The 21,049-nt window shown below is 68.8% G+C and carries 21 protein-coding genes and 1 pseudogene; 9 read left to right on the top strand and 13 right to left on the bottom strand.

The window, feature by feature from the left end; all coding sequences use genetic code 11:
• Positions 1-147 precede the first annotated feature (147 nt).
• On the top strand, positions 148-441 hold the full coding sequence (locus tag AC1C2S_RS08000) for a hypothetical protein (RefSeq protein ID WP_495351996.1): 294 nt from the start codon (positions 148-150) through the stop codon (positions 439-441).
• Between the two features lie 154 nt (positions 442-595).
• Here AC1C2S_RS08000 and AC1C2S_RS07995 read toward each other — a convergent pair whose 3' ends face one another.
• The 6 genes from AC1C2S_RS07995 to AC1C2S_RS07970 form a co-directional block, all read right to left on the bottom strand.
• Positions 596-1,300 (bottom strand): hypothetical protein, encoded by a 705-nt coding sequence (locus AC1C2S_RS07995; RefSeq protein WP_495351995.1) that lies wholly within the window; start codon positions 1,298-1,300, stop codon positions 596-598.
• Between the two features lie 218 nt (positions 1,301-1,518).
• Positions 1,519-2,340, bottom strand: coding sequence for a hypothetical protein (locus AC1C2S_RS07990; RefSeq protein WP_495351994.1), 822 nt, complete (start codon positions 2,338-2,340; stop codon positions 1,519-1,521).
• On the bottom strand, positions 2,340-3,542 hold the full coding sequence (locus AC1C2S_RS07985; RefSeq protein WP_495351993.1) for a globin domain-containing protein: 1,203 nt from the start codon (positions 3,540-3,542) through the stop codon (positions 2,340-2,342). Before AC1C2S_RS07985 ends, AC1C2S_RS07990 begins: the two co-directional genes overlap by 1 nt.
• Before the next feature lie 4 nt (positions 3,543-3,546).
• Positions 3,547-3,957: a group I truncated hemoglobin gene (locus AC1C2S_RS07980; RefSeq protein WP_495351992.1), complete on the bottom strand. Its 411-nt coding sequence runs from the start codon at positions 3,955-3,957 to the stop codon at positions 3,547-3,549.
• A 282-nt stretch (positions 3,958-4,239) separates the two neighbouring features.
• Positions 4,240-4,620, bottom strand: coding sequence for a nuclear transport factor 2 family protein (locus AC1C2S_RS07975; protein ID WP_495351991.1), 381 nt, complete (start codon positions 4,618-4,620; stop codon positions 4,240-4,242).
• Positions 4,617-5,216: an acyl-CoA-like ligand-binding transcription factor gene (locus AC1C2S_RS07970; protein WP_495351990.1), complete on the bottom strand. Its 600-nt coding sequence runs from the start codon at positions 5,214-5,216 to the stop codon at positions 4,617-4,619. Before AC1C2S_RS07970 ends, AC1C2S_RS07975 begins: the two co-directional genes overlap by 4 nt.
• Before the next feature lie 211 nt (positions 5,217-5,427).
• Between AC1C2S_RS07970 and AC1C2S_RS07965 the strand changes: the two genes are divergently transcribed.
• Both AC1C2S_RS07965 and AC1C2S_RS07960 read left to right on the top strand, forming a co-directional pair.
• Complete coding sequence (locus tag AC1C2S_RS07965) at positions 5,428-6,201, top strand: alpha/beta fold hydrolase (RefSeq protein WP_495351989.1); 774 nt, start codon at positions 5,428-5,430, stop codon at positions 6,199-6,201.
• A gap of 53 nt (positions 6,202-6,254) precedes the next feature.
• A complete protein-coding gene (locus tag AC1C2S_RS07960) occupies positions 6,255-6,620 on the top strand; it encodes a nucleoside triphosphate pyrophosphohydrolase family protein (RefSeq protein WP_495351988.1) in 366 nt (121 codons plus the stop codon).
• Between the two features lie 46 nt (positions 6,621-6,666).
• Here AC1C2S_RS07960 and AC1C2S_RS07955 read toward each other — a convergent pair whose 3' ends face one another.
• The 3 genes and pseudogenes from AC1C2S_RS07955 to AC1C2S_RS07945 form a co-directional block, all read right to left on the bottom strand.
• Positions 6,667-7,692, bottom strand: a complete 1,026-nt coding sequence (locus AC1C2S_RS07955) for a zinc-dependent alcohol dehydrogenase family protein (RefSeq protein WP_495353216.1) — start codon at positions 7,690-7,692, stop codon at positions 6,667-6,669.
• A 21-nt stretch (positions 7,693-7,713) separates the two neighbouring features.
• Positions 7,714-8,180, bottom strand: a pseudogene (locus tag AC1C2S_RS07950) (aldo/keto reductase); the annotation flags it as partial.
• Positions 8,181-8,221: 41 nt separating this feature from the next.
• Positions 8,222-10,621 (bottom strand): MMPL family transporter, encoded by a 2,400-nt coding sequence (locus tag AC1C2S_RS07945; RefSeq protein WP_495351987.1) that lies wholly within the window; start codon positions 10,619-10,621, stop codon positions 8,222-8,224.
• Between the two features lie 76 nt (positions 10,622-10,697).
• Between AC1C2S_RS07945 and AC1C2S_RS07940 the strand changes: the two genes are divergently transcribed.
• Positions 10,698-12,098 carry an alpha/beta hydrolase fold domain-containing protein gene (locus AC1C2S_RS07940; RefSeq protein ID WP_495351986.1) on the top strand — a complete coding sequence of 467 codons (1,401 nt, stop codon included), beginning with the start codon at positions 10,698-10,700 and terminating at the stop codon, positions 12,096-12,098.
• A gap of 141 nt (positions 12,099-12,239) precedes the next feature.
• Here AC1C2S_RS07940 and AC1C2S_RS07935 read toward each other — a convergent pair whose 3' ends face one another.
• Positions 12,240-12,902: a pentapeptide repeat-containing protein gene (locus AC1C2S_RS07935; protein WP_495351985.1), complete on the bottom strand. Its 663-nt coding sequence runs from the start codon at positions 12,900-12,902 to the stop codon at positions 12,240-12,242.
• 252 nt (positions 12,903-13,154) lie between these two features.
• On the opposite strand from AC1C2S_RS07935, the gene AC1C2S_RS07930 reads away from it, so the two are divergent.
• Positions 13,155-13,877: a YoaK family protein gene (locus AC1C2S_RS07930; RefSeq protein WP_495351984.1), complete on the top strand. Its 723-nt coding sequence runs from the start codon at positions 13,155-13,157 to the stop codon at positions 13,875-13,877.
• A gap of 49 nt (positions 13,878-13,926) precedes the next feature.
• On the opposite strand, the gene AC1C2S_RS07925 is transcribed toward AC1C2S_RS07930, so the two are convergent.
• Complete coding sequence (locus AC1C2S_RS07925; protein WP_495351983.1) at positions 13,927-14,781, bottom strand: SDR family oxidoreductase; 855 nt, start codon at positions 14,779-14,781, stop codon at positions 13,927-13,929.
• The gene (locus AC1C2S_RS07920) at positions 14,778-15,890 is read right to left on the bottom strand and encodes an SDR family NAD(P)-dependent oxidoreductase (protein WP_495351982.1); all 1,113 of its coding nucleotides are present in this window, start codon (positions 15,888-15,890) and stop codon (positions 14,778-14,780) included. Before AC1C2S_RS07920 ends, AC1C2S_RS07925 begins: the two co-directional genes overlap by 4 nt.
• 91 nt (positions 15,891-15,981) lie before the next feature.
• Here AC1C2S_RS07920 and AC1C2S_RS07915 point away from each other — a divergent pair, with 91 nt between their 5' ends.
• The 3 genes from AC1C2S_RS07915 to AC1C2S_RS07905 all read left to right on the top strand — a co-directional run bounded on the left by AC1C2S_RS07915 (position 15,982) and on the right by AC1C2S_RS07905 (position 18,138).
• Positions 15,982-16,572, top strand: coding sequence for a TetR family transcriptional regulator (locus tag AC1C2S_RS07915; RefSeq protein WP_495351981.1), 591 nt, complete (start codon positions 15,982-15,984; stop codon positions 16,570-16,572).
• Between the two features lie 14 nt (positions 16,573-16,586).
• Complete coding sequence (locus AC1C2S_RS07910; protein WP_495351980.1) at positions 16,587-17,504, top strand: DNA-3-methyladenine glycosylase family protein; 918 nt, start codon at positions 16,587-16,589, stop codon at positions 17,502-17,504.
• A 145-nt stretch (positions 17,505-17,649) separates the two neighbouring features.
• Positions 17,650-18,138 carry a hypothetical protein gene (locus AC1C2S_RS07905; RefSeq protein ID WP_495351979.1) on the top strand — a complete coding sequence of 163 codons (489 nt, stop codon included), beginning with the start codon at positions 17,650-17,652 and terminating at the stop codon, positions 18,136-18,138.
• A 58-nt stretch (positions 18,139-18,196) separates the two neighbouring features.
• On the opposite strand, the gene AC1C2S_RS07900 is transcribed toward AC1C2S_RS07905, so the two are convergent.
• Positions 18,197-18,586 (bottom strand): winged helix-turn-helix transcriptional regulator, encoded by a 390-nt coding sequence (locus AC1C2S_RS07900; protein ID WP_495351978.1) that lies wholly within the window; start codon positions 18,584-18,586, stop codon positions 18,197-18,199.
• 99 nt (positions 18,587-18,685) lie between these two features.
• Here AC1C2S_RS07900 and AC1C2S_RS07895 point away from each other — a divergent pair, with 99 nt between their 5' ends.
• Positions 18,686-21,031 (top strand): LLM class flavin-dependent oxidoreductase, encoded by a 2,346-nt coding sequence (locus tag AC1C2S_RS07895; RefSeq protein ID WP_495351977.1) that lies wholly within the window; start codon positions 18,686-18,688, stop codon positions 21,029-21,031.
• Positions 21,032-21,049 lie beyond the last annotated feature (18 nt).

Raw genomic sequence — 21,049 nt, 5'->3', positions numbered from 1 at the left:
TGAGCTCGAGCGGCGGAGCGAGTGGCTGGGGTGAGTGTAGAGTCACTCACTAACAACTCACATGGAAATGGAGCTCACATGTCCGACAACATCGCAGTCGCAACACTTCAGGCGGGAACGCGGAGACCACGTCGCGCACACCTTGCCGTGACGATCTCCGCATGGTTGATCCCCGTGCTCGTCATCGGCCAGTTCGCGTTCCTGGCCGTCGTGCCCGTCGTCATCGCCATGGTCGTCACCCTCGTCGACGCCCGAACGCGGGCGCTCAGCTGGTGGGTGGGCCTGCTCACCGCGTTCTACCTCACGCCCTTCCTCATCTGGGCGCTCTCACAGGACCGTGCGCCGAGCCTGAGCAAAGACATGAACCCGGTGTTCCTGGGTCTCATCGTCGCGGCATCCGTCGCCGTCCTCATCAAGATCTCCACCCGCCGCAGGCGCTGAGCCGGTCAGATGTCGCAGCTCGGCTCGCTTCCGGTCGACACCGTTCCCCTCCGCGTTGTGGTGACGATGCCGGAGTCGTTCAAGTTTCCGCGACAGTTCGCGATATCGAATCGGTTCGAACCGCAATCTCGTGTTGTGCGGGAGCCGGGTTCTGTCAGTTCCGCGGCTTCACGCGCTTCGGGCGCGGCAGGAGCGGGACGAGCAGCGCGATGCCTGCGGCGCCGGTGAACGCAGCGACGACCGTCTCGGTGTGGGGCGTCATGTCGAACGATTGGTAGCCGAGGATCGCGGGGGCGATGACGAGCGCAGCGATCGAATACCCGAAGAACGTCGCGCCGATCAGCAGGAGCCAGGCCACCGAGGTCGCGATCGACGTCCGCACCCAGCTCGCGGCGAGGAACAGCAGCGCGAGCACTTCGGCCAGCCCGTGCACCATCTGGAACGGCAGGTTCTGCAGAAAGGTCGGCACCCCCAGCAGGCCCGAGACGAGGGCGTGCAATCCGGTGATGCCGAAGCACGCCGCAGCGACGTACCCCGCCACGATCTGCAGGTGCCGGGGTTCGAACGTCGCGCGACCGATGGCGAGGACCCCGAGCGCGAGGAGCAGGTAGGCCGCGCCGAACGTCTGCGCCGCGGCGCCCAGATTCTCCCAGGGGTCCGCGGGGTAGGAGTAGTCGAAGCGGCTGTCCTCGACCAGCCGGTCCTCCCGCGACCAATTGCCGGCTGCCCACACCCACCGCTGCAGTGAAGCGAAGGACTGGAGGGCCGCTGACGCCAGGACGAGCGCCCCTCCGACCAGGCGCCAACTCGCCGGACGGACCGACCCGGCGAGACGGGAGAGCTTCTGATCGGTCGTCATGTGCTCACGCTAAAGGACGCGATGATCGACGAAAGCGAACACTTTCGGAACTCTTGCCCCTCACGGCCTCGGGGGCACGGAGGGGGTCGCAGCCGCCTGTGCGACGGCTTTCCACTGCTGTTGAGAACGGAGAAGACCGCGGGGGCCGCCGTCACGGCGGACCCGCTCATTCAGGCGACGTCAACAGCGACGCGCCTGCGCCACAGGACAGCCGACCGTCAGTTTCGAACAGGAGCTCGGGGCTCGGCCAGCGCCGGCGACTCGGAGGGCGAATCCTCGGAGAATGCCGACACGGAGAACGATCCCGGCATCGAGAACGATTCCGGCTCGACGAACGATTCCCGCTGAACGGTCGGTCGTGTCCAATCGGGCTCGACGACCGGGTCATCGACCGGCGGCGCGTCGGCACCGATCGAGGCACCGGCGACCGGTTCGTGTTCGGCCAGAGGCAGGGTTCCGAGACGGTCGACCTGTTCGGTGAGGGCGTCGAGCACGGAGCGCAACTGGATCTGCGCGACCTTGGCGTAGGTACGCACGTACTCGATCTCGGGAAGGGCCGGCTTCTCTGATGTGGTGAGCCCCGCGACCACATGCACCGCGCTGCGTTCTGCGCGCTCCAGAACCTCGCGATACTGGTCGCGGGCCGTTACCACCAGATCGCGGGCGTACTGCTCAGCGTCGGCCACCGCGCGGTCTGCGATCAGCTGCGCCTGAGAGAGCAACCCGACGGCCCCTGCAGCGATCTCCTGATGGAGATCGGTGCCGGCCTCCGCACGGAGCTTGGCGTTCTCAGTGCGCAGGTTCGTCAACTCCTCGCGGTCGCTGTCCGCGGCGGCCCGGACGGCGCCAACGGCTTCCGACGTCTTGCGTACGAATGCGTCGACCTCAACCCGGTCGTACCCGCCGCCGATGTGCTTGATGCCGAAGCGCACCTCACTCGCCTCGGGCAGGCGGCCCACCGCGCTCGCCAGGGTTCCCTCGTGCTCCACGGCGGGAGGAGCGTCGGGAAAGTCGGGGTCGTCGGTCGTCATGGGCGTCATCAGCGGGTTCCCACTTGCTCTACGGCAGCCTGCGCCGGCTGCGGGTTCTGGGTGTGGTGATGCAATGCGTGGCTGTCTTCGTCGAGGGTAGCGAACTGCTCGAAGCGAATGTCGCTCGAGGGCAGGCCGGCGTCGCGCACACGCAACACCGCGTGCCGCACCATGTTGGGCGACCCGCACACGAGTGCGAGGTCACCGGGCCGGGCGGCGTCAGCAGCGACATCCCCCACCAGACCCTTGGCGCCCGGGTAGCTCGGGTCGCCCGAGACCACCGGCGTATAGGTGAACCACGGGCGAACGCGCAGATCTTGGAGCAGCTTGTTCTCGTAGAGGTTCCACGGCACGCGCGCCCCATGGAACACGTGCACCTGAGGAGCCTCGCCGGTCTTCTGCCAATGCTGGTCGATGCGCTCCAGGTGAGCTCGGAGCGGCGCCAGGCCGACACCGCCGGCGATCATCAGCAGGTCGCGTCCGCGATCGTTCTCGCCGAGCGTCAGCTCCTCACCGACCGGAGCACCGAGGCGCACGGTCTCTCCGACCGCGAGCGAGCTGATCAGCGTGCCGCTCACCTGACCTCCGGGAACCAGCTGGATGTGGAACTCGAGGGTGCCGTCGGCACGCGGAGCGTTGGCGGGACTGAAATAGCGCCAGAGCCGGGGGCGGGCCGGGATCTCCATCGCCATCGACTGGCCCGGTTCGAAGGACAACGCGGGCTCGGGCAGCACTTGGACCACCGCGATGTCGAGGCTTCGCCGATCGACTGAGAGCACCTGCCCAGCCCATGAGGCTGGACTCGTGCGCTCGGACTCCTCAGCCGCCTGGATCATCACCGTGGCGATGAGGCCATAGGCCGCCGCCCAGTCTGCGGCGAGCTCCTCGGTCCACAAATCTCCGAGGAAGTGCTTCAGCGTGGCGAGCAGGGAAGCACCGACCGCGTCGTAGTGCTGCGCCACGACCTGGAAGCGCCGGTGGTCGCGGCCGAGCTGCTGGATCAGCCCGGTGACCTCGTCGAGCTGATCGACTCCCGACACGATGCGGCCCAGCGCTCCGACCAACCGGTCGCGCTGGGTCGCCATCGAGACCGGGAACATGCTCCGCAACTCGGGATGGGAGAGGAACAGGTGGGAATAGAAGTGGAGCGGGACTTCGTCGCCGAGAGTCTCGGCCAGCGCCCACGTCTCTTTCAGAGCGGCAGTGTTCACCGAGTCAGCCTCGCGTCGAGGCCACCTCGACGATGTCCGATTCCGTACCGCCGAGCGCAGCCCCCACCCGGCCGATGATCGCGGGCTCGACGCCGGCTTCGGTCAGCGCCGTCACCAGGTGGTCGACGACGACGGCGAAGTCGTCGGTCGAGATGCCCATGCCCTGGTGCGCCGCGCGCAGGTCGCGCCCCGAGTACTCGACCGGACCGCCCATGACCTGCGAGACCAGCGCGACCTGGTGGCGCTTGAGCCGGACCATCTCGACCCCCTCGAAATACGGGGCGAGCCGGTCGTCGGCCACTACCAGTTCGTAGAACCTGCCGACCACCGCGGTGATCGCCGGCGCGCCCCCCACGGCCGCGTAGTCGCTCTGCTCGAGTACATCGGACTGCTGGTCGCCGCTGGGACTTGTCACGTTTCATCCGTTCGTTCGGGGAACACCTGGGTTCTCTTCCTAGCAGAACGCGACCCCAAGGGGCCACTTCAGCGCGAAGGTCCGCGTGCTCGGTGAACGTGAGTCTCCTCGTCGAGGAGACTGAATCGATCGTGCGCCAAGCTCGGGGGGAAGCTCTCGCCAGTTCCGGGTAGGAACCCATCCTATTCGACGGGTCCGAGCCATCTTCCCACCGACTTGGCAGAACCATCTCGCTTGCGTCATTCACGGGTCAGCGATGCCGCAGCGAAACGGAATGAAGGTTCAGTTCCGTTCGGTGTTCAGCATCTCGAAGCGGCTGGCTCGGCCCGATTCGTCGAAGGTCACGGTCCACACGTTGTCGAAGTCACCGAGCTTCGTGTAGTGCCCGATTCCGGTGATCACGACGGTCGGGCCGTCGATCGACGAGAGCGACCATTCGAATTGCCAGCCGCCCTGCTGCCAGTCCCAGCGGCCGCGCCAGCCTTCGACGATCTCGTCGCGTCCAATCCATTCCGTCTCGTACGGCGACTCGTGATACTCGGCGTCTTCCGTGAAGAGCGCGGCGATATCGGGCGAGGCGTTGGACTCCCACGCTTTCAGGTACCCGTCGACCCAGCGAGCGACGGACTCGGCGGTGGGCGCGGACTCGGTGGCGGCGCTCACAATTGCGCGACCGCGTCGAAGGCCTCGTCGAGGAGGCTGGAATACGATCGACCACCGTCGGTGGCCCACGCCGCCGTGGCGACGTAGAGGCACGCGAGAGCGGACTGCGTGATGGCGTCGGCTGTGATGATCGGGTGCTCCTTCTTCCCTGTGAGGCGACGGGCGACGATCGGAGCGAGCACGGCCGCCCATGCGGTGTGCCGTTCGATCGTCTTCGCTCTCAGGCCCGGGGTGCTCAGTGCCACACGCGTGGTTCGTCGCACGCTCTCGAGGTCGCCCTCGGAGATGCGTTCGAGTGGCGCAAGCGCTGCCCGAAGTGCCGCCCACGGCGGCTCCTCGTCTGGGCGCGACAGAAGTGCCTCCTCGATCACACGCCCCATCGGCATGAGGTCGCCGATGACGAGGTCCTCTTTCGTCGCGAAGTAGCGGAAGAAGCTCCGCGGGGAGATTCCGACCGCTGCGGAGATCTCCTCGACGGTCGTCTCGTCGAATCCGCGTTCGTCGAGAAGGGCGAGCGCGCGTTGGGCGATTTCCGCGCGAACCGCCTGTTTGCCGATTTCACGAAGATCGCCCCGGTCGGATGCATCCGTGTTCATGCTCTTCATCCTCCTTTGCCTTCCGTGGCGCACGCTTCGATATGTCGCCCGTCCGCAATTGGCAGTTTATGCCAAGTTGCGGATCAATCTGGCAGATCGGGCATAATCTGCCAGCCTTCGTGTTGTAGCCAGTACGCCGCGATCGGGTGACAGCCGATCAGAAGCGGAAGCGGCTCCGACCAGGAGCCCTCGAGAAAAGGGAAGTATTCACATGTCCGGTTCGATCAAGCCCACCATCGTCATCGTCCACGGAGCGTGGACCGACGCCAGCTCGTTCGCGGAAGTCCAGAGGATCCTGTCGGCAGACGGATTCGACGTACTGGAGTTCGCGAACCCGCTGCGTTCGCTCAGCGGTGACGCCGACTACCTCGCCACGTTCCTGCAGACGCGCACCAACGGACCCGTCATCCTCGTCGGGCACTCCTACGGCGGGGCACTCGTGGGCACCGCGGCGCTCCGCGCGCCCGATGTTCGCGGCATCGTGTACGTCGATGCGTTCGTGCCCATCGAGGGGGAGAGTCTCCTCGATCTGCTCAACAGCGCCGGACCGGTCGACCCGAGTCAGCTGTTCGACATGGTCCCCTACCCGGGCGCCGCGGAGGGTGACGTCGATCTCTACATCAAGCGCGGCCCGTTCGAGCCTGCGTTCGCCACCGGCCTCTCGGAGGAGTTGCAGACGGAGTTCTTCGCACGCCAGCGACCCATCACGTTCGGCGCCGTCGGTGCACCGGCGGCCGGTGGCCAGGCGTGGGAGACCCTGCCGTCGTGGTACGTGGCCGGCACCCTCGATGGCAGCATCCCGCTCGCGCTGCAGTTGCGTATGGCGAACCGGGCCGGCGCGACCGTGACCGAACTCGAAGCCGGACACCTGTCGATGGTGAGCCACCCGCGCGAGGTCGCGGCGGTCATCGAAGCGGCGGCGGCGAGCACAGCGGAGGCAATCACAGCGGAGGCAATCACAGTGGAGGCGGTCGCAGGGCAGTAGCCGCGGCATCCGACCGATCGATCGATCGCAAGACAACACTCAAGGAGGACTCCGTGAACACCGAACAGCAGGTCAGCCTCGAAGCCGCGCGCGAGCGCGCGATGGAGGTGCGGGCGCTATACGAAACGATCGAGCAGCGGCTCAACGGAAGGGTGTGGACACTGCACGAGCTCATGCTCGGCTTCAGCAATGACGTCGGCACGGTCGGGCGACTGATTCTCGCCCACGACGGCACGTGGGAGATCGGCGGCGACGTCGATGCGCAGCTGCGGCACAAGCTCTCGGAATCCCTGTGGTGGGTGATCGTCATCGCCGAACGACTCGGCATCGACATCACCGACGCCTACGCCGGCACCATGGACCGGATCGAAGCGGGTCTCCGGCCGCACGAGGCGAGGACGTCGGAGGGGAGGTCTTGAGTTCAATCTCGTGGGCGGCCGAAACAGGCCGCCCGTGGGCGCGGAGTCAGAAGGTGAGCAGAACCTTCGTGGCGCGGCGCTCATCCATCGCCTTGTAGCCTTCGGCGGCCTCCTCGACCGGCAGAGTCAGGTCGAACACCTTTCCGGGGTCGATCTTGCGGTCCCAGATGAGCTGGATGAGGTCGGGGAGGTACTGGCGCACCGGGGCCGGCCCGCCGTGCAGGTGCACGCTGGCGAAGAAGAGGTTCAAGCCGCTCAATTCGACGCCATGAGAGACTCCGACGTACCCGACGTAACCGCCGGGACGAGTGCAGTTGATCGCCTGCCACATCGACTCCTGCGTACCGACGGCCTCGACGGTGCCGTGGGTACCGTAGCCGCCCGTGAGCTCCTTGACCTTTGCTGCACCCTCATCGCCGCGCTCTTCGATGATGTCCGTTGCGCCGAACGCGCGCCCCAGCTCCTGCCGTTCGGGGTGGCGGCTGAACAGAATGATCCGTTCGGCACCGAGCTGCTCGGCAGCGAGGACCGCCGAAAGCCCCACAGCACCATCGCCGACGACAGCGATGGTCTTCCCGGGTCCTGCTTCGGCGGCGACGGCCCCGTACCATCCGGTGCCGAGCACATCGGATGCCGCCATCAGCGACGGGATCAGGTCCGCATCCGGGTGACCAGGGGTGGCGACAAGAGTGCCGTCGGCCAGCGGAATACGTGCGAGCTCAGCCTGCGTGCCGATCGCGCCCATCATCACGTTGTGGATGCAACGGGATTGGTAGCCGGCCTGGCAGATCTCGCAGGTATTGTCCGAGGCGACGAACGATCCCACTACGAAATCGCCGATCTCCACATTCCTCACATCTGCGCCGATCTTTTCGACCACGCCGATGTACTCATGACCCATCGCCTGCGGCGTCGAGTAGAGAGGCTCCGCCCCGCGGTACGGCCACAGATCAGACCCGCAAATACACGTCGCGGACAAGCGGATAATGGCATCAGTGGGTTCGATGATCGTCGGGGCGTCGCGCTCTTCGAGCCGAACGTCTCCCGGCCCGTACATCATCACTCCGCGCACAATGTGCTCCTTCGTTTCGTGGTTCACGGCCGGCACGATCTCGGTCGCGATCATCAGCTCGGTCAGGTGCTCACCCCGATGGCGCGCACCCTGCCGTCGGCGTGGAGCTGCTCGAGGGCGCGGTAGGCGCCGAGCGTCTTCTGCCAGGCCGACGGTAACGGCTGGTGCAGGATGAGCAGGTCGATCTGGTCGACGCCGAGCTTGCCGGCGGACTTCTCGAAGGCGTGCAGCGTCTCATCGAACCCGTAGTCGCTGATCCAGACCTTCGTCTCGATGAACAGCTCGTCGCGAGGGATGCCGGAGTCGGCGATCGCCCGCCCGACCTCGCGTTCGTTGCCGTACGCAGCGGCGGTGTCGACGTGCCGGTACCCGACCGCGAGCGCTTCGCCCACCGCGGCCGTGGTCTCTTCGGGCGAGGTCTGGAAGACGCCGAACCCGAGCACGGGCATCTCGATGCCGTTGTTGAGCGTGAAAGTGGGAACGGTCATGACCCCGACGTTACGCCGGTGTCGGTTCGAACGCTGAGTGCTCAGGCGTGATGCCTGCGCTCGAGCGCCGCCCCCTCGACGTCGACGTTCGGCATGATGCGGTCGAGCCAGCGCGGGATCCACCACGCCGAGCGGCCGAGCAGGTGCATGAGCGCCGGCATGAGGAGCATCCGGACCGCGAATGCGTCGACGAGCACGCCGAAGGCGAGGCCGAAGCCGATCGACCTGATCATGGTCGATTCCGAGAACACGAACCCGCCGAAGACCGACACCATGATGAGGCCGGCGGCGATGACGACGGACCGACCGGCCCGGAATCCACGGGCGACGGCCAGGCGAGCGGATGCTCCGTGCACGTACGCCTCGCGCATGCCGGATGCCAGGAAGAGCTGGTAGTCCATCGCGAGCCCGAACAGGATGCCCACGAGGATCACCGGCAGGAAGCTCAGGATCGGACCGGTGTGGATGCCGAGCGGCTCGGCGAGCCACCCCCACTGGAACACCGCGACGGTCGCGCCGTAGGTGGCGAACAGCGACAGGATGAACCCGCCGGTCGCGATGAGCGGCACGAGGATCGAGCGGAACACGAGGATCATGATGAGCAGCGAGAGCCCGACCACGACCGCGAGGTAGGTCGGCAGCACGTCGGCGAGATTCTCGGAGATGTCGATGTTGATCGCCGCCTGGCCGGCCACGCCGAGCGTGATGTCGCCGTCGATCGGCGGCAGCTCACGCAGCTCGCGCACGAGCTGCTCGGTGGAGGCGCTGTTGGGCCCCTCGGTGGGAACGACCTGGAACGCGGCGAGCCGGCCGTCGTCGGAGACCGCGATCGGGGCAACGGCCACGACATCGTCTTGATCGGCCAGGGTACGGGCGACCTCGAGCTGGGCGCCGAGCACCTCGTCATCGTCGAGGCCCGCGGGAAGGGCGGCGGTCACGAGGAGCGGGCCGTTCGCGCCGGCGCCGAACGCGGCTTCGGTCGTCATGAACGCGCGGTACGACGCGGAGTCGGCGGCTTCGGATGACCCGTCGGGCAGGCCCACGCGCATGGAGAGAGCCGGGATCGCGATCGTGAGGAGGGCGGCGGCGGTCGCGATGACGGTCACGATGGCCCGCCACGTCGACATGGGCTTCGCCTTCGTGTCCTCGTGGTGCTCCTCACCCACGCGTGCCCGCGCGCGACGGCTGAGCACGCGCTCGCCGAGGAGCCCGAGAATGGCGGGCGTGAGGCTGACGGCGATGAGCACGGCGACCGCCACGCCGACGGCGCCGACGGTTCCCATGAGGCCGAGGAAGGGGACCCCGGTCACGTTCAGGGCGAGCAACGCCACGACGACCGTGGCGCCGGCGAAGACCACCGCGTTGCCGGCGGTGCCGTTCGCGAGGCCGATCGACTCGCGCACCTCGGCGCCCTGCAGCAGTTGCTTGCGGTGCCGGTTGATGATGAAGAGCGAGTAGTCGATGCCCACCGCGAGGCCGAGCATCACGCCGAGCATCGGGGTCACCGACGCCATCTGCACGACGCCCGAGAAGGCGAGCGAGCCGAGGGCGGCGATCGCGACGCCAACGAGGGCGGTGACGAGCGGAAGTGCGGCCGCGAGCACTGAACCGAGCATCACGAGCAGCACGATGGCGGCGAAGACGACGCCGACGATCTCGCCGATGCCGACGAGCTGCGGCACGCCCTGCGCGATGTCGGTGGAGAACGAGACCTCGACGCCGTCGATCGGCTCGGACTCGAAATGGTCGATGACCGCCTGCTTCGACTCTTCGGGAAGCTCGAGCCGCGGCTCGGTGAAGGCGACGTTCACGAGCACGGTGGACTCGTCGTCGGAGATCACGTGAATGCCGTCTGAGAGTTCGAGCAGCTCGGCGCCGACCTCGAGTTGCTCTGCGCCCGACTCGAGTTCGTCGCGAGATGCGTCGAGTTGCGCCTGCTGCTCGTCGAGCGCGGCGAGCTGTTCGGCCGGCGCCCCTGCCGCCACGGCCTGCTGGCGGCCCGCGTCGAGTTGCGCTTGCGCGGCGTCGAGTTGGGTGCGGCCGGCCTCGAGCTGCGCCCGGCCGTCGGTGAGCTCCTGTCGGCGATCGGCCCGCTGCTGCTCGGTCTCGAAGGGGTCGATGACGTCAGCGACATCCGGCAGCTCATGGCCGTCTGCCACGAGCGCACTGATCTGCTCGCGCTGGGTGTCGCTCAGTGCGCTGCCGTCGCTCGTCTCGAAGACCACCGTGCCGGAGGCACCGGCGAAGTCGGGGAGCTGCTCCTGGAGCTCTTCGGTCACCGCGCCCGACGCGGTGCCGGGGATGTCGAAGCTCGTCGCGAGACCCTTGAACCCGATTGCGAAGCCGACGCCGGCGACGACGAGCACGAGCACCCATGCCGCGACGACAGTCCACGCGCGCCGCGCAGAGAGCTTGCCCAAGCGATAGAGCAGTTCCGCCATCCGTCTGTCCTCCCGAAGCCCCGAAGGACAACAATACGCAACGGTCCGTCTCGTTGATTGTGAATAGGATGTGAGGATGTCCGAGCGGCGACGAGGCGCAGCGCGAAGCGAGTCCGCGCGCCTCGCGATCCTCGACGCGACCGCGCGTCTCTTCGCCGAGCGCGGGTACGACCACCTCTCGATGGAGGGCATCGCCGCCGCTGCCGGAGTCGGCAAGCAGACGATCTATCGCTGGTGGTCGTCGAAGGGCGCACTCGTCGCGGAGTGCCTCCTCGAGGGCATCCTCCTGCCGGATCGTTTCATCCCGGGTGACTCCGGAGATGCGCGGGCCGACCTCGTCGTCTGGCTCGACGACCTGAGCCGATTCATCGCCGACCCCGGCAACGAGACCCTCCTGCGATCCCTGCTCGCGGCGGCTTCGGAGCATGACGAGGTCGGTCGACGCCTGTACGAGAGCCTCGGTGCCGGCTCGGCGCTCATCGTGCGACTCGAGTCGGCGGTCAACACCTCTGACCTTCCTGCCGCGTCGCCGATCCAGGAGATCGTCGAGGCGCTCGTCGGCGCGTTGATCCTGCGGATCCTGAGCCGCGCACCGCTCGACCCCGAGTCGCCCCGACGGCTCGTCGACGCGGTGCTCGGTGCGACGCAGACGCAGCCGCAGCCGCCGGCGTCGGCGCAGCGGTCGCAGCACCCCCGCACCGGTGCGCGAGTGCTGCGCGACCTCGTCTACACCGAGCTCGCCGGCCACCGGCCGCTCGCGCTCGACCTGCATCTGCCGGCGGTCGAGGCCGCGCCAACGCCGGTCATCCTCTTCGTGCACGGCGGCGGGTGGCAGAGCGGCAGCAGGCGCGAATTCGGCCCCGAGATCGAGCAGGCGTTCGGCCGCATCGTCGCCGCGGGGTTCGCCGTGGCATCCGTCGACTATCGCCTGAGCACCGAGGCGGTCTTTCCCGCCCAGCTCGACGACGTCTCGGCGGCGCTCGACTGGCTGCGGGCGAATGCCGAACGGTTCGGCCTCGACGCGTCGCGCGTCGTGCTCTGGGGCGAGTCGGCGGGGGCGACGCTCGCGGCACTCATCGGTCTTCGCGCGGATGCCGCGGTGCGCGGCGTCATCGACTGGTACGGGCCGACCGACTTCATCGAGCACGCCCGCGCCCTCGGACGGGAGGACGATCCCGACTGCAGCGAGGCGAAGTGGCTCGGGGCGACGGTCGCGTCGAACCCCGAACGCGCGGTGGCGGCGAGCCCGGCACTGCAAGTGCGGCTCGGAGCCCCGCCCTTCCTCATCGTGAACGGAACGAGCGACCGCTCGGTGCCCGTGTCGCAGGCCGAGCTGCTCACCGACGCGCTGCTCTCGGCGGGAGCATCGGCAGAGCTCGTGCTCGTCGAGGGTGCCGGGCATCGCTGGGAGGGCGCGGTCGACCGCGACGCCCTGCTCGACGACGCCATCGACTTCGCGCGGCGCGTCACCGTCTGAGAGCGCTGCGGGGTCGGTGCAGAGCGCGTGCGCTCAGTCGACGACGCGGATGCCGAGGCGACTCGCCCGTGAGGTGAGCGCGTGCGCTCAGTCGACGACGCGGATGCCGAGGTGAGTCGCCCGTGAGGTGACTGCGTGCGCTCAGTCGACGACGCGGATGCCGAGGTGACTCGCAAAGAGTGACGCCAGCAGGGCGACCTGCATGCCGTCGAGCGTCGCGCCCTTCAGGCCTTCGAGGCCGGTGATCGCGGCGAGGTCGAGTCCGCGCAGGTCGACGTCACGGAGTCTCGCGCCGGTCACGTCGAGCGCGCGCACCTCGGTCTGTTCGAACGCGACGCGCTCGGCACGGATGTTTCCGAGGTCGAGTTCTTCGATGGTGCAGTCGGTGAACCGGATGTCGCGGATCTCAGCCCCCCGCAGGTTCACGAAGCCGAGCTTGCAGCCGATGAAACGCACCGACTGCCACGTGTTGTCGTAGAACTCGACGGAGCCGATGCGTGAGCTCGAGATGAGCACGTCGCGCAATGTGGCCCGAGGCGCGCGCAGCACCGGTGCCTCGAGGCGTTCGATCACGGTCTCGGTCAGCACCGCACCGCGGAGGTGCGCGTCATGGGCGAACACGCCGGTGATCTCGCACTCACTGAGGCTCACGCCCGTCAGGTCGCGTTCCGAGACGTCGCCGCCTCGATAGCGCAGGCCCTCGACGCGGTCGCCGGCGGCGAGCGTGTCGATGTCGGCCTCCGTCAGGTCGGTGAGCGTGATCTCGTCGATCCGCGGCGCGAGAGTGTGCGGGCGTGGGGGCATGGCGTCCTCTGGTGAATGTCGTCGAATCGAACAGATCGAGGTTACGGCCCGTCACTGACCGTGCCCGCCGTCAGCCGCCGTGCGTGTCGGCCGCCGTGCGCGCGAAACAGTCCTTTCGGCCGCATCCGACATGCAGTTGAATTGCAACCACGAGGAATGGCAATCACGCGACTGAAGTTCCGGCTGAGGCGAGAGCGCGCATCCGTCGTGAACCGGTGGCGGGAGGCCGTACTGGCCTCCGAGGGAGGGCAAATGACGACGTCAGACGATCGCCTCACGCGAGTCGGGCCGCAGCTCACCGGTCTCGCAGTGGTGCTCTCATTCGCAGCGGGGGCGACAGATGCGTTCGCCTTCCTCCAGTTCGGCGGCATCTTCACGGCGAACATGACCGGCAACATGATCTTGGCGGGCCTGTTCGAACGGCCCGACTACGCGAACACCCTGGTGGGTGCGAGCGTCGCCCTGGTGTTCTTCGCCGCGGGCGTGTTCATCTCGCTGCGGATCGCCCGGCCGGGTGCAACTCTTCGACGGGGGCTCCTGATCGTGTTGACGGCGACCGTGCTGGCCCAGGTCGTCGTGCTCGTCGGCTGGCTGCTCAACCCGCACCCGACGGAATTGCTCATTCTCGTGGCCCTCATCGCGCCTTCGGCGCTCGGAATGGCCGGACAGACTTCGGTCGCGCGACGCATCGAGCGCCGCTCCGGCGTGACGACGACCTTCATGACCGGCACACTGACGAGCGTCATGGCCGGCTTCGCCGACCGGAATACAGAGGACAGCGGCATCCGCATCGGCGCCATCGTCGCGCTCGTGCTCGGCGCCGTGTGTGCTGCGCTGCTCATGAGCGTCGAGCCCGCGCTCGGAGCGGCGCTCCCGTTGCTTCCGTCGCTCATCGGGTTGGCGCTGCTCGCGAAGTTGCCCATCCCGGTGCCTGGGCAAGACGAGGACATGAGGATGCCGCGGCGCGCGGCGTGACTCGAAGGCCGGCGCCGTGTGGCACCGGCCCTCGGCGGGGACCCGGGTGCTACTCCCTGCCGCGCAGCCCGAGCCGGCCGCTGCTGACCGCAGCCACCACCCCGCCGTCGACCAGCAGGTCGGTGCCCGTGATGAAGCTCGCGTCGGGCCCGAGCAGGAACGCCGCGGCATCCGCGATGTCGTACGGCGTGCCGACGCGGCCGGTGCCGGACGCGTCGATCATCGCTCGCATCTGCCCGCCCGACTCGCCGGCGAGCTCCTGCTGGCCCATCGGCGTCGAGATGACGCCGGGGCTGATGCTGTTGATGCGGGCGCCACGAGCACCCCACCCGGTGCTGGCCGCGCGCACCCGCAGGTGATTGCCGTGCTTGGCGAGTGGATACGCCGCGGCGGCCTCGGTGACCGAGGCGAGCACCGGCAACGACAGGAGGTCATCGGCCGGAGTCATCGCGAGAGCGTGCGACACCTCGGGCGGCAGCGGCGGCAAGAAGTGGCCCGCCATGCTCGCGATGACGACGCCGGCTCCGCCCGGTGCGATGACCCGCTCGAACTCGTCGAGCACGAGCGCGGTGCCCAGCAGGTCGACGGCGAGGATCGCGTCGCGCGGCGCCTGCACGGGGGAGAGGCCCGCCGTATGCACGAGCTGCGTGACCGGCCCCAGTTCGGCTGCGGCGTTCGCGAGCCCGACGACCGATGCACGCGACGACACGTCGACGCGGTGCGTCACGACGTCGAATCCGTCGCCGCGAAGGCCGTCGCCGACGCGGTCGAGCGCCTCTTCGCTGAAGTCGGCGAGCACGACCGTGCGCCCGGTGCCCTGGCGGCGGGCGATCGCCTCGCCCATGCCGCCGACGCCGATGACGACGAGCACGTCGCGCGTGCCGACTGCTCCGTTCGCGCTCATGCCGCCGACCAGCCGCCGTCGCTCGCGAGCACGACGCCGTTGATGTTCACGCCGTCGTCGCTGAGCAGGAAGGTGATGGATGCCGCGAGCGCCTCGGCCTCGGCGGCATCCGGAAGGATCGCCATGGCCTGGCGCACCCGCTCGGCGCCGAGTGGTGACGCGAACGTCGCTTCGATGTTCGTGATGGTCGCACCGGGAGCGACCGCGTTCACGCGCAGGCCGCTCGGGCCGTACATGAACGCCGTCGACTTCGTGAGGCCGACGACGGCGTGCTTTGAAGCGGTGTACGCCACGCCAGCGGCCGAGCCGCGCAACGCCGCCTCGGAGGCGGTGTTCACGATCGAGCCGACACCCTGCGCGAGCATGACGGGCACGACGGCGCGCATGAGCTTCATGGTGCCGTCGACGTTGACCGAGAAGACGCGCTTCCAGACGGCGTCGGTGAGCTCGCCGATCGGCGTCATGTCGTCCATGATGCCGGCGATGTTCGCGAGACCGTCGATGCGGTCACCGGCCGCCTCGACGATGCGGGCGATCGCCGCGTCGTCGGTGATGTCGGCAACGAGAGTCACGATTTCTGCGCCGGCATGCTCGGCCGCGAACTCGTCGAGGCGCTCCTGCGACACGTCGACGCCGATGACCCGGCCGCCCTCGCGCGCGACGCGCGATGCGGTCGCACGGCCGATGCCCGAGCCTGCACCAGTGACGATGACGGTCTTGCCCGCGAAGCGGCCCTGGTCGAGGCGTTCCACCCACTCCGGCTGTTCCACGGCGGGCGGGGCGGCTGGGGCGGCGTCGGTACCGCGGTCGGATGCCTCGGCGCCGGCCCCTGCGGCGGACACCGCAGCCGCAGCATCCGTCGACGCAGGCGCGCCCGCCGGAACGTCGCCGGTCGCCGCGCGCGCGACGAGCGTGTCGATCATCTCCTGGCTGAAGCTGCCCTTGCTGAGCTTGACGAGCCGCTTGATGGCGAGGCGCTGCACGGGGCGCAGCACGTCGGGGTCCTGGCCGGCCTGCGCGAGCAGGTCGCGGACGATCGGGCCGCCGACCGGATGCTCGAGCCAGGTCTTGATCGAGTCGTCGCCCGAGAGTGGCTTGGTGGTGCTCATGCGAGTGCTTCCTTCTCTTCAGTGTTCCGACGGTTCTTCTGTATTTCGAAGCTCATACCGGACATCGTTGTCCGGTAGTAAGGTAGCACTCGTGCCTGAACGTGAGAAGGGAACATCCGAGACTCGCAAGGCCAATCGCGGCCCGAGTGCCGGACCCGAGAATCGGCGCGCGATCATCGCCGCCGCGCGAGAGGTCTTCGCGAGCGATGGCCTGCAGGCCCCGTTCAACGCGATCGCGAAGCGCGCCGGCGTCGGCCAGGGCAGCCTCTACCGCCACTTCCCCGATCGACTCGAACTCGCCGTGGCCGTCTTCGACGAGAACATCGACCAGCTCGAGGCATCCGTCGAGCCTGCCGAAGCGACCCTCGACGAGCTGCTCGACGCGATCATCGAGCAGGCGGTGGTCTCGACCGCGATCATCGACCTGATCTGGCGCAACCAGCACGAGGAGCGCGTGATCCACCTCGGTGCACGACTTGCCCGCATCGTCGGCACCGTGCTCGACCGCGAGCGAGCAGCCGGACGCATCGGCGACCACGTCGCCACCGAAGACGTGCTGCTCGCGGTCACGATGCTCGCCGATGTCGTCGCGCGCACGGATGCGTCGGAGCGTCAGCGTGTCGCGCAGCGGGCGCGGTCGCTCTTCCACGCGGCGTTCACGCCGCACCTGTCAGGGGCGTGAGGCACACTGGAGCGGTGATCGCGGACCATGCCCTCAGCTGGCGGCCGCGGCATCCGACCGACCTTCGCCAGACGATCGGGGTGCTGCGCCGCGGTGGCGGCGACCCGGCGTTCCACGTCGACGCGAGTGGTGCGGTGTGGCGAACGACTCGCACGCACGACGGCGATGCGACCGTGCGCCTGACCCAGCCTGCCGCCGACGAGTTGCGTTGCGAGGCCTGGGGGCCCGGTGCCGGCATCGCGGTCGAGCAGGCGCCCGAACTGCTCGGCGATCGCGACGATCCCGCCGGATTCGAGCCCGGCCTGCGCCTGCTCGACGATGCGCACCGCTTGAATCCGGGTCTGCGTATCACGCGCTCCGCTCAGGTCTTCGACGCGCTCGCGGCGACGATTCTCGAGCAGAAGGTCATCACGCTGCAGGCGCACGACTCGTGGCGACGACTCGTGACGCGGTTCGGCACCCCGGCGCCGGGCCCGACGCCCCGACCGATGCGGGTCGTGCCGTCACCCGAGGCGTGGCGCGCGATCCCGAGCTGGGAGTGGCACCAGGCCGGCGTCGATCCGAAACGGGCGCGCACCCTGCAGAACGCCGCGGGCTACGCACCGAAGCTCGAGGCCGTCGTCGACATGAGCCCGACGGATGCCGCGGCTCGCCTCACCCTCATGCCCGGTGTCGGCCCGTGGACCGTCGCCGAGGTCGCCCAGCGTGCACTCGGCGACGCCGACGCACTCTCGGTGGGCGACTACCACCTCTCAAACTACGTCGGCCACGCGCTTGCGGGCCGTGACATGAGCGATGACGAGATGCTCGAGACGCTCGCTCCGTGGGCCGGTCACCGGTACCGGGTGGTGCGGTTGCTCGGCGCGGCCGGCGTTCGCGGCCGGCCCCGTCGGGGGCCGCGCATGGCGTTCGTCGACCATCGCGCGATCTGAGCGGCGGTGCGTCACGCCGCTGTCGACACGGCTTTCGCCAAGTTCATTCCAAGAACATGTCGCGCTGACGCATAGGACACGCATAGGCTCGCCTCGTAACGTGCTCTGAGGCCGATCCGGTCGCAACCCCACCCCGAAGGACGTCATGACCGACAACACATCCGCCCGCACCAAGGTCAACGTGCCGCTGATCCTGCTCTGGGTCGTCGCCGTCGTGATCATCGCCGTGGGCGCCTGGCTCCTGACCTCATCGAACGCCACTCAGGTCGAGCTGTACACGACCCAGTCGGCCGACTACGCGGCGTACCTCGCTGCACAGTCGGGCACCACGATCGGCGGCCTGCTGCTCGCCGCCGGCGGCCTCGCCGTGGTCATCGCCCTCGCGGTGCACGCGATCACCCTCGCGGCCGCGCGTCGGTCGGCGACGGATGCCTCGGCGCTCGTGCTCGCCGACGACGCCGCGTTCGATGACGCCGACTTCGCCGAGACCGAGGTCGAAGACGTCGTGATCGTGGCCGACGGCGTGCCGACGACTGCGGAGCCGGTGGCCGCCGCGGCGCCTGAGGCGACTGCGGCTTCCACCGAAGAGCCCGCGGCCGACGAGACCGTCGACCCCAAGAGCACCGAGAAGTAGCGCATCGACGAAGCGGGCCGGCGGACTGCCGGCCCGCTTCACGTGTCCGGTCGGGGCATCAGCCGGCTGAGCGTTCAGTGGCGACGATGCGCGCGTGGCCCCACTCGACGAGCGGTTGCAGCAGTTCGATCAGCTGCAGCCCGGCGGCGGTCGGGGTGTACGTGATCGTCACCGGTGTCGTCGCGCGCACATGCCGCTCGATGACGCCCTCGTCTTCGAGCTCTTTGAGCCTCGCGGCGAGCAGCCGGTCGGAGATGCCGGTGACAGTGCTGCGGTACTCCGAGAATCGGCGCGCTCCCCGCACGCCGGCCAGCAGGATCGCCGCGTTCCACTTGCGTCCGGCGAACTCGACGGTGCCCTGGAAGCGCCGGCATTCGGCATCGTCGATGTGGCCGAGCTCTTCCAGGCGCGCGCGGTGTCGGGTGAAGTCGTCGGATTTACTTATCATGAGTAAGTAGCTTACCCCTCTCATGCGGCTGCGGCATCCGTCGCCCATGATGGAGAGGTGGCGCACCAGCAACGACGGCGCCGGACCGATCGGAGCACGATGCACTACGGCCACGAACTGCAGTTCGGCACCTTCATCACCCCGAAGAACGATCCGCCGCAGTCGGCAGTGCGCCTCGCCGAGCTGAGCGAGGCATCCGGCTACGACCTCGTCACCTTTCAAGATCACCCGTATCAGCCGTCATTCCACGACACGCAGACGCTGCTCACCTGGGTCGCTGCTCGCACCGAGCGCATCCACCTCTCGGCGAATGTCGCGAACCTGCCGCTGAGGCCGCCGGCCGTGCTCGCTCGCGCCTCCGCGAGTCTCGACCTGCTCTCGGGCGGGCGCTTCGAGCTCGGCCTCGGCGCCGGCGGGTTCTGGGATGCGATCGAGGCGATGGGCGGCCGCCGCCTCACTCCCGGTCAGGCGGTCGATGCGCTCTCCGAGGCGATCGACATCATCCGTGGCGTCTGGGATCAGGGGGATCGAGCCCGGTTCGAGGTCGACGGCGAGTACTACCGGGTCAGCGGCGCCAAGCGCGGGCCGGCGCCCGCCCACAACATCCCGATCATCATCGGTGCGCTCAAGCCCCGCATGCTGCGGCTCATCGGGCGCAAAGGCGACGGCTGGCTGCCCTCGCTCGCCTACCTGCAGCCCGGCGACCTCGCCGCGGGCAACGCCAGAATCGACGAGGCTGCGGTCGGCGCCGGGCGCGACCCCCGCGAGATCCGGCGCCTCGTGAACATCGGCGGCCGGTTCTCGGCGGGCGTCGGCGGCGGATTCCTCGACGGGCCGGCCGCCCAGTGGGTGGAGCAGCTGTTGCCGTACGTCGTCGACGACGGCATGGGCACCTTCATCCTCGCGAGCGACGACCCCGGCACGATCGCGCACTTCGCCGACGAGGTCGCGCCCGCGCTGCGCGAGGCGGTCGCGCGTGAACTTCGGGTGACGGATGCCGCGGCATCCCGTGACTCGATCGGTGCGTCCTCCGGAATCCCTTCGACGGGCTCAGGGGGCGACGCTTCGACAGGCTCGGCGAGCAGTGTCGTGCGCAGCTCGACGGTGCGCGCGAAGCGCCGCGACGGCATCGATTACGAGGCAGTGCCCGCCTCGCTCGCCGCCGATGCGATCGAACCCGGCGATGCGGGCTACGTGCGCGTGAAGTCGACGTACATGCGGGGCGGCTCGCCCGGGCTCGTGCTGCGACCGGCCGACGCGCAACAGGTCGCGGACGCAGTCGGCTTCGCGCGAGCGAATCCCGATGTGCCCCTCGGCGTGCGCAGCGGCGGCCACGGCATCAGCGGCCGCTCGACGAACAACGGCGGCATCGTCATCGACCTCTCGCGAATGAACGCGATGGAGGTGCTCGACGAAGCGAACCGGCTCGTGCGCATCGAGGCCGGTGCGAGGTGGCAAGACGTCGCGGCGTTCCTCTCGCCGCATGGCTGGGCGCTCTCGTCGGGCGACTACGGCGGCGTCGGGGTCGGCGGGCTCGCCACGGCGGGCGGCATCGGCTGGCTCGTGCGCGAACACGGGCTGACCATCGACCACTTGCGCGCCGCCGAGGTGGTGCTGGCCGACGGCAGCCTGGTGCGAGCGGATGCCACGGAGCATCCGGAACTCTTCTGGGCTGTGCGCGGCGCCGGCGCGAACATGGGCATCGTCACCGCGTTCGAATTCGAGGTCGACGAGGTCGGCGCAGTCGGCTTCGCGCAACTGGCGTTCGACGCGAGCGACACCGCGGGGTTCCTGCAGGCGTGGGGCGACTGGGTCGTCGATTCGCCTCGGGACGTCACGAGCTTCATGCTCATGGGCGGTGCGCGCCCGGGCGAACCGCCGGTCGCGAGGGTGATGGCGGTGATCGACTCCGACGACCCCGACACGGTGCTCGCGCGGCTGGCGCCGCTCGCCGAGGTCGCGCCGCTCGTCGGGCAGGATGTGCGGCTCACGACCTACGAGTCGATCATCTCGAACGCCGCCGACGGCAGTCACGGCGCCGAGGGCGAGCCGACCTCGCGCACGGGCATCATCGGGCGCATCACGCCGGAGTTCGCCCGCGACGTCGCCCGGTTCCTGGCGAGCGGGGCGAGCTACTTCTTCCAGTTGCGTGCCGTCGGCGGTGCCGTGCACGACGTGCCCGCCGATGCCACGGCGTTCGCGCACCGCTCGGCCGAGTTCTCGGTCGTCGCGTTCGGTTCGAGCCGGAACCAGACGAGCGCGTTCTGGAACGAGCTGCTCGCCCCGCACTTCACGGGCGCATACGTGAGCTTCGAGACCGAGCAGGGCCCCGAATCGGTCGCCGCAGCCTACCCGCCGGCGACGCTCGACCGGATGCGTGCCCTCAAGCGGGAGGTCGACCCCGGCAACCTGTTCCGCGACAACACGAACATCACGCCGGCGTAGGCGGGGTCGTGCCAGCGC

It is taken from the genome of Agromyces sp. Y782 (genome assembly GCF_059445405.1).
This window is presented reverse-complemented; position numbering and strand designations above follow the sequence as displayed.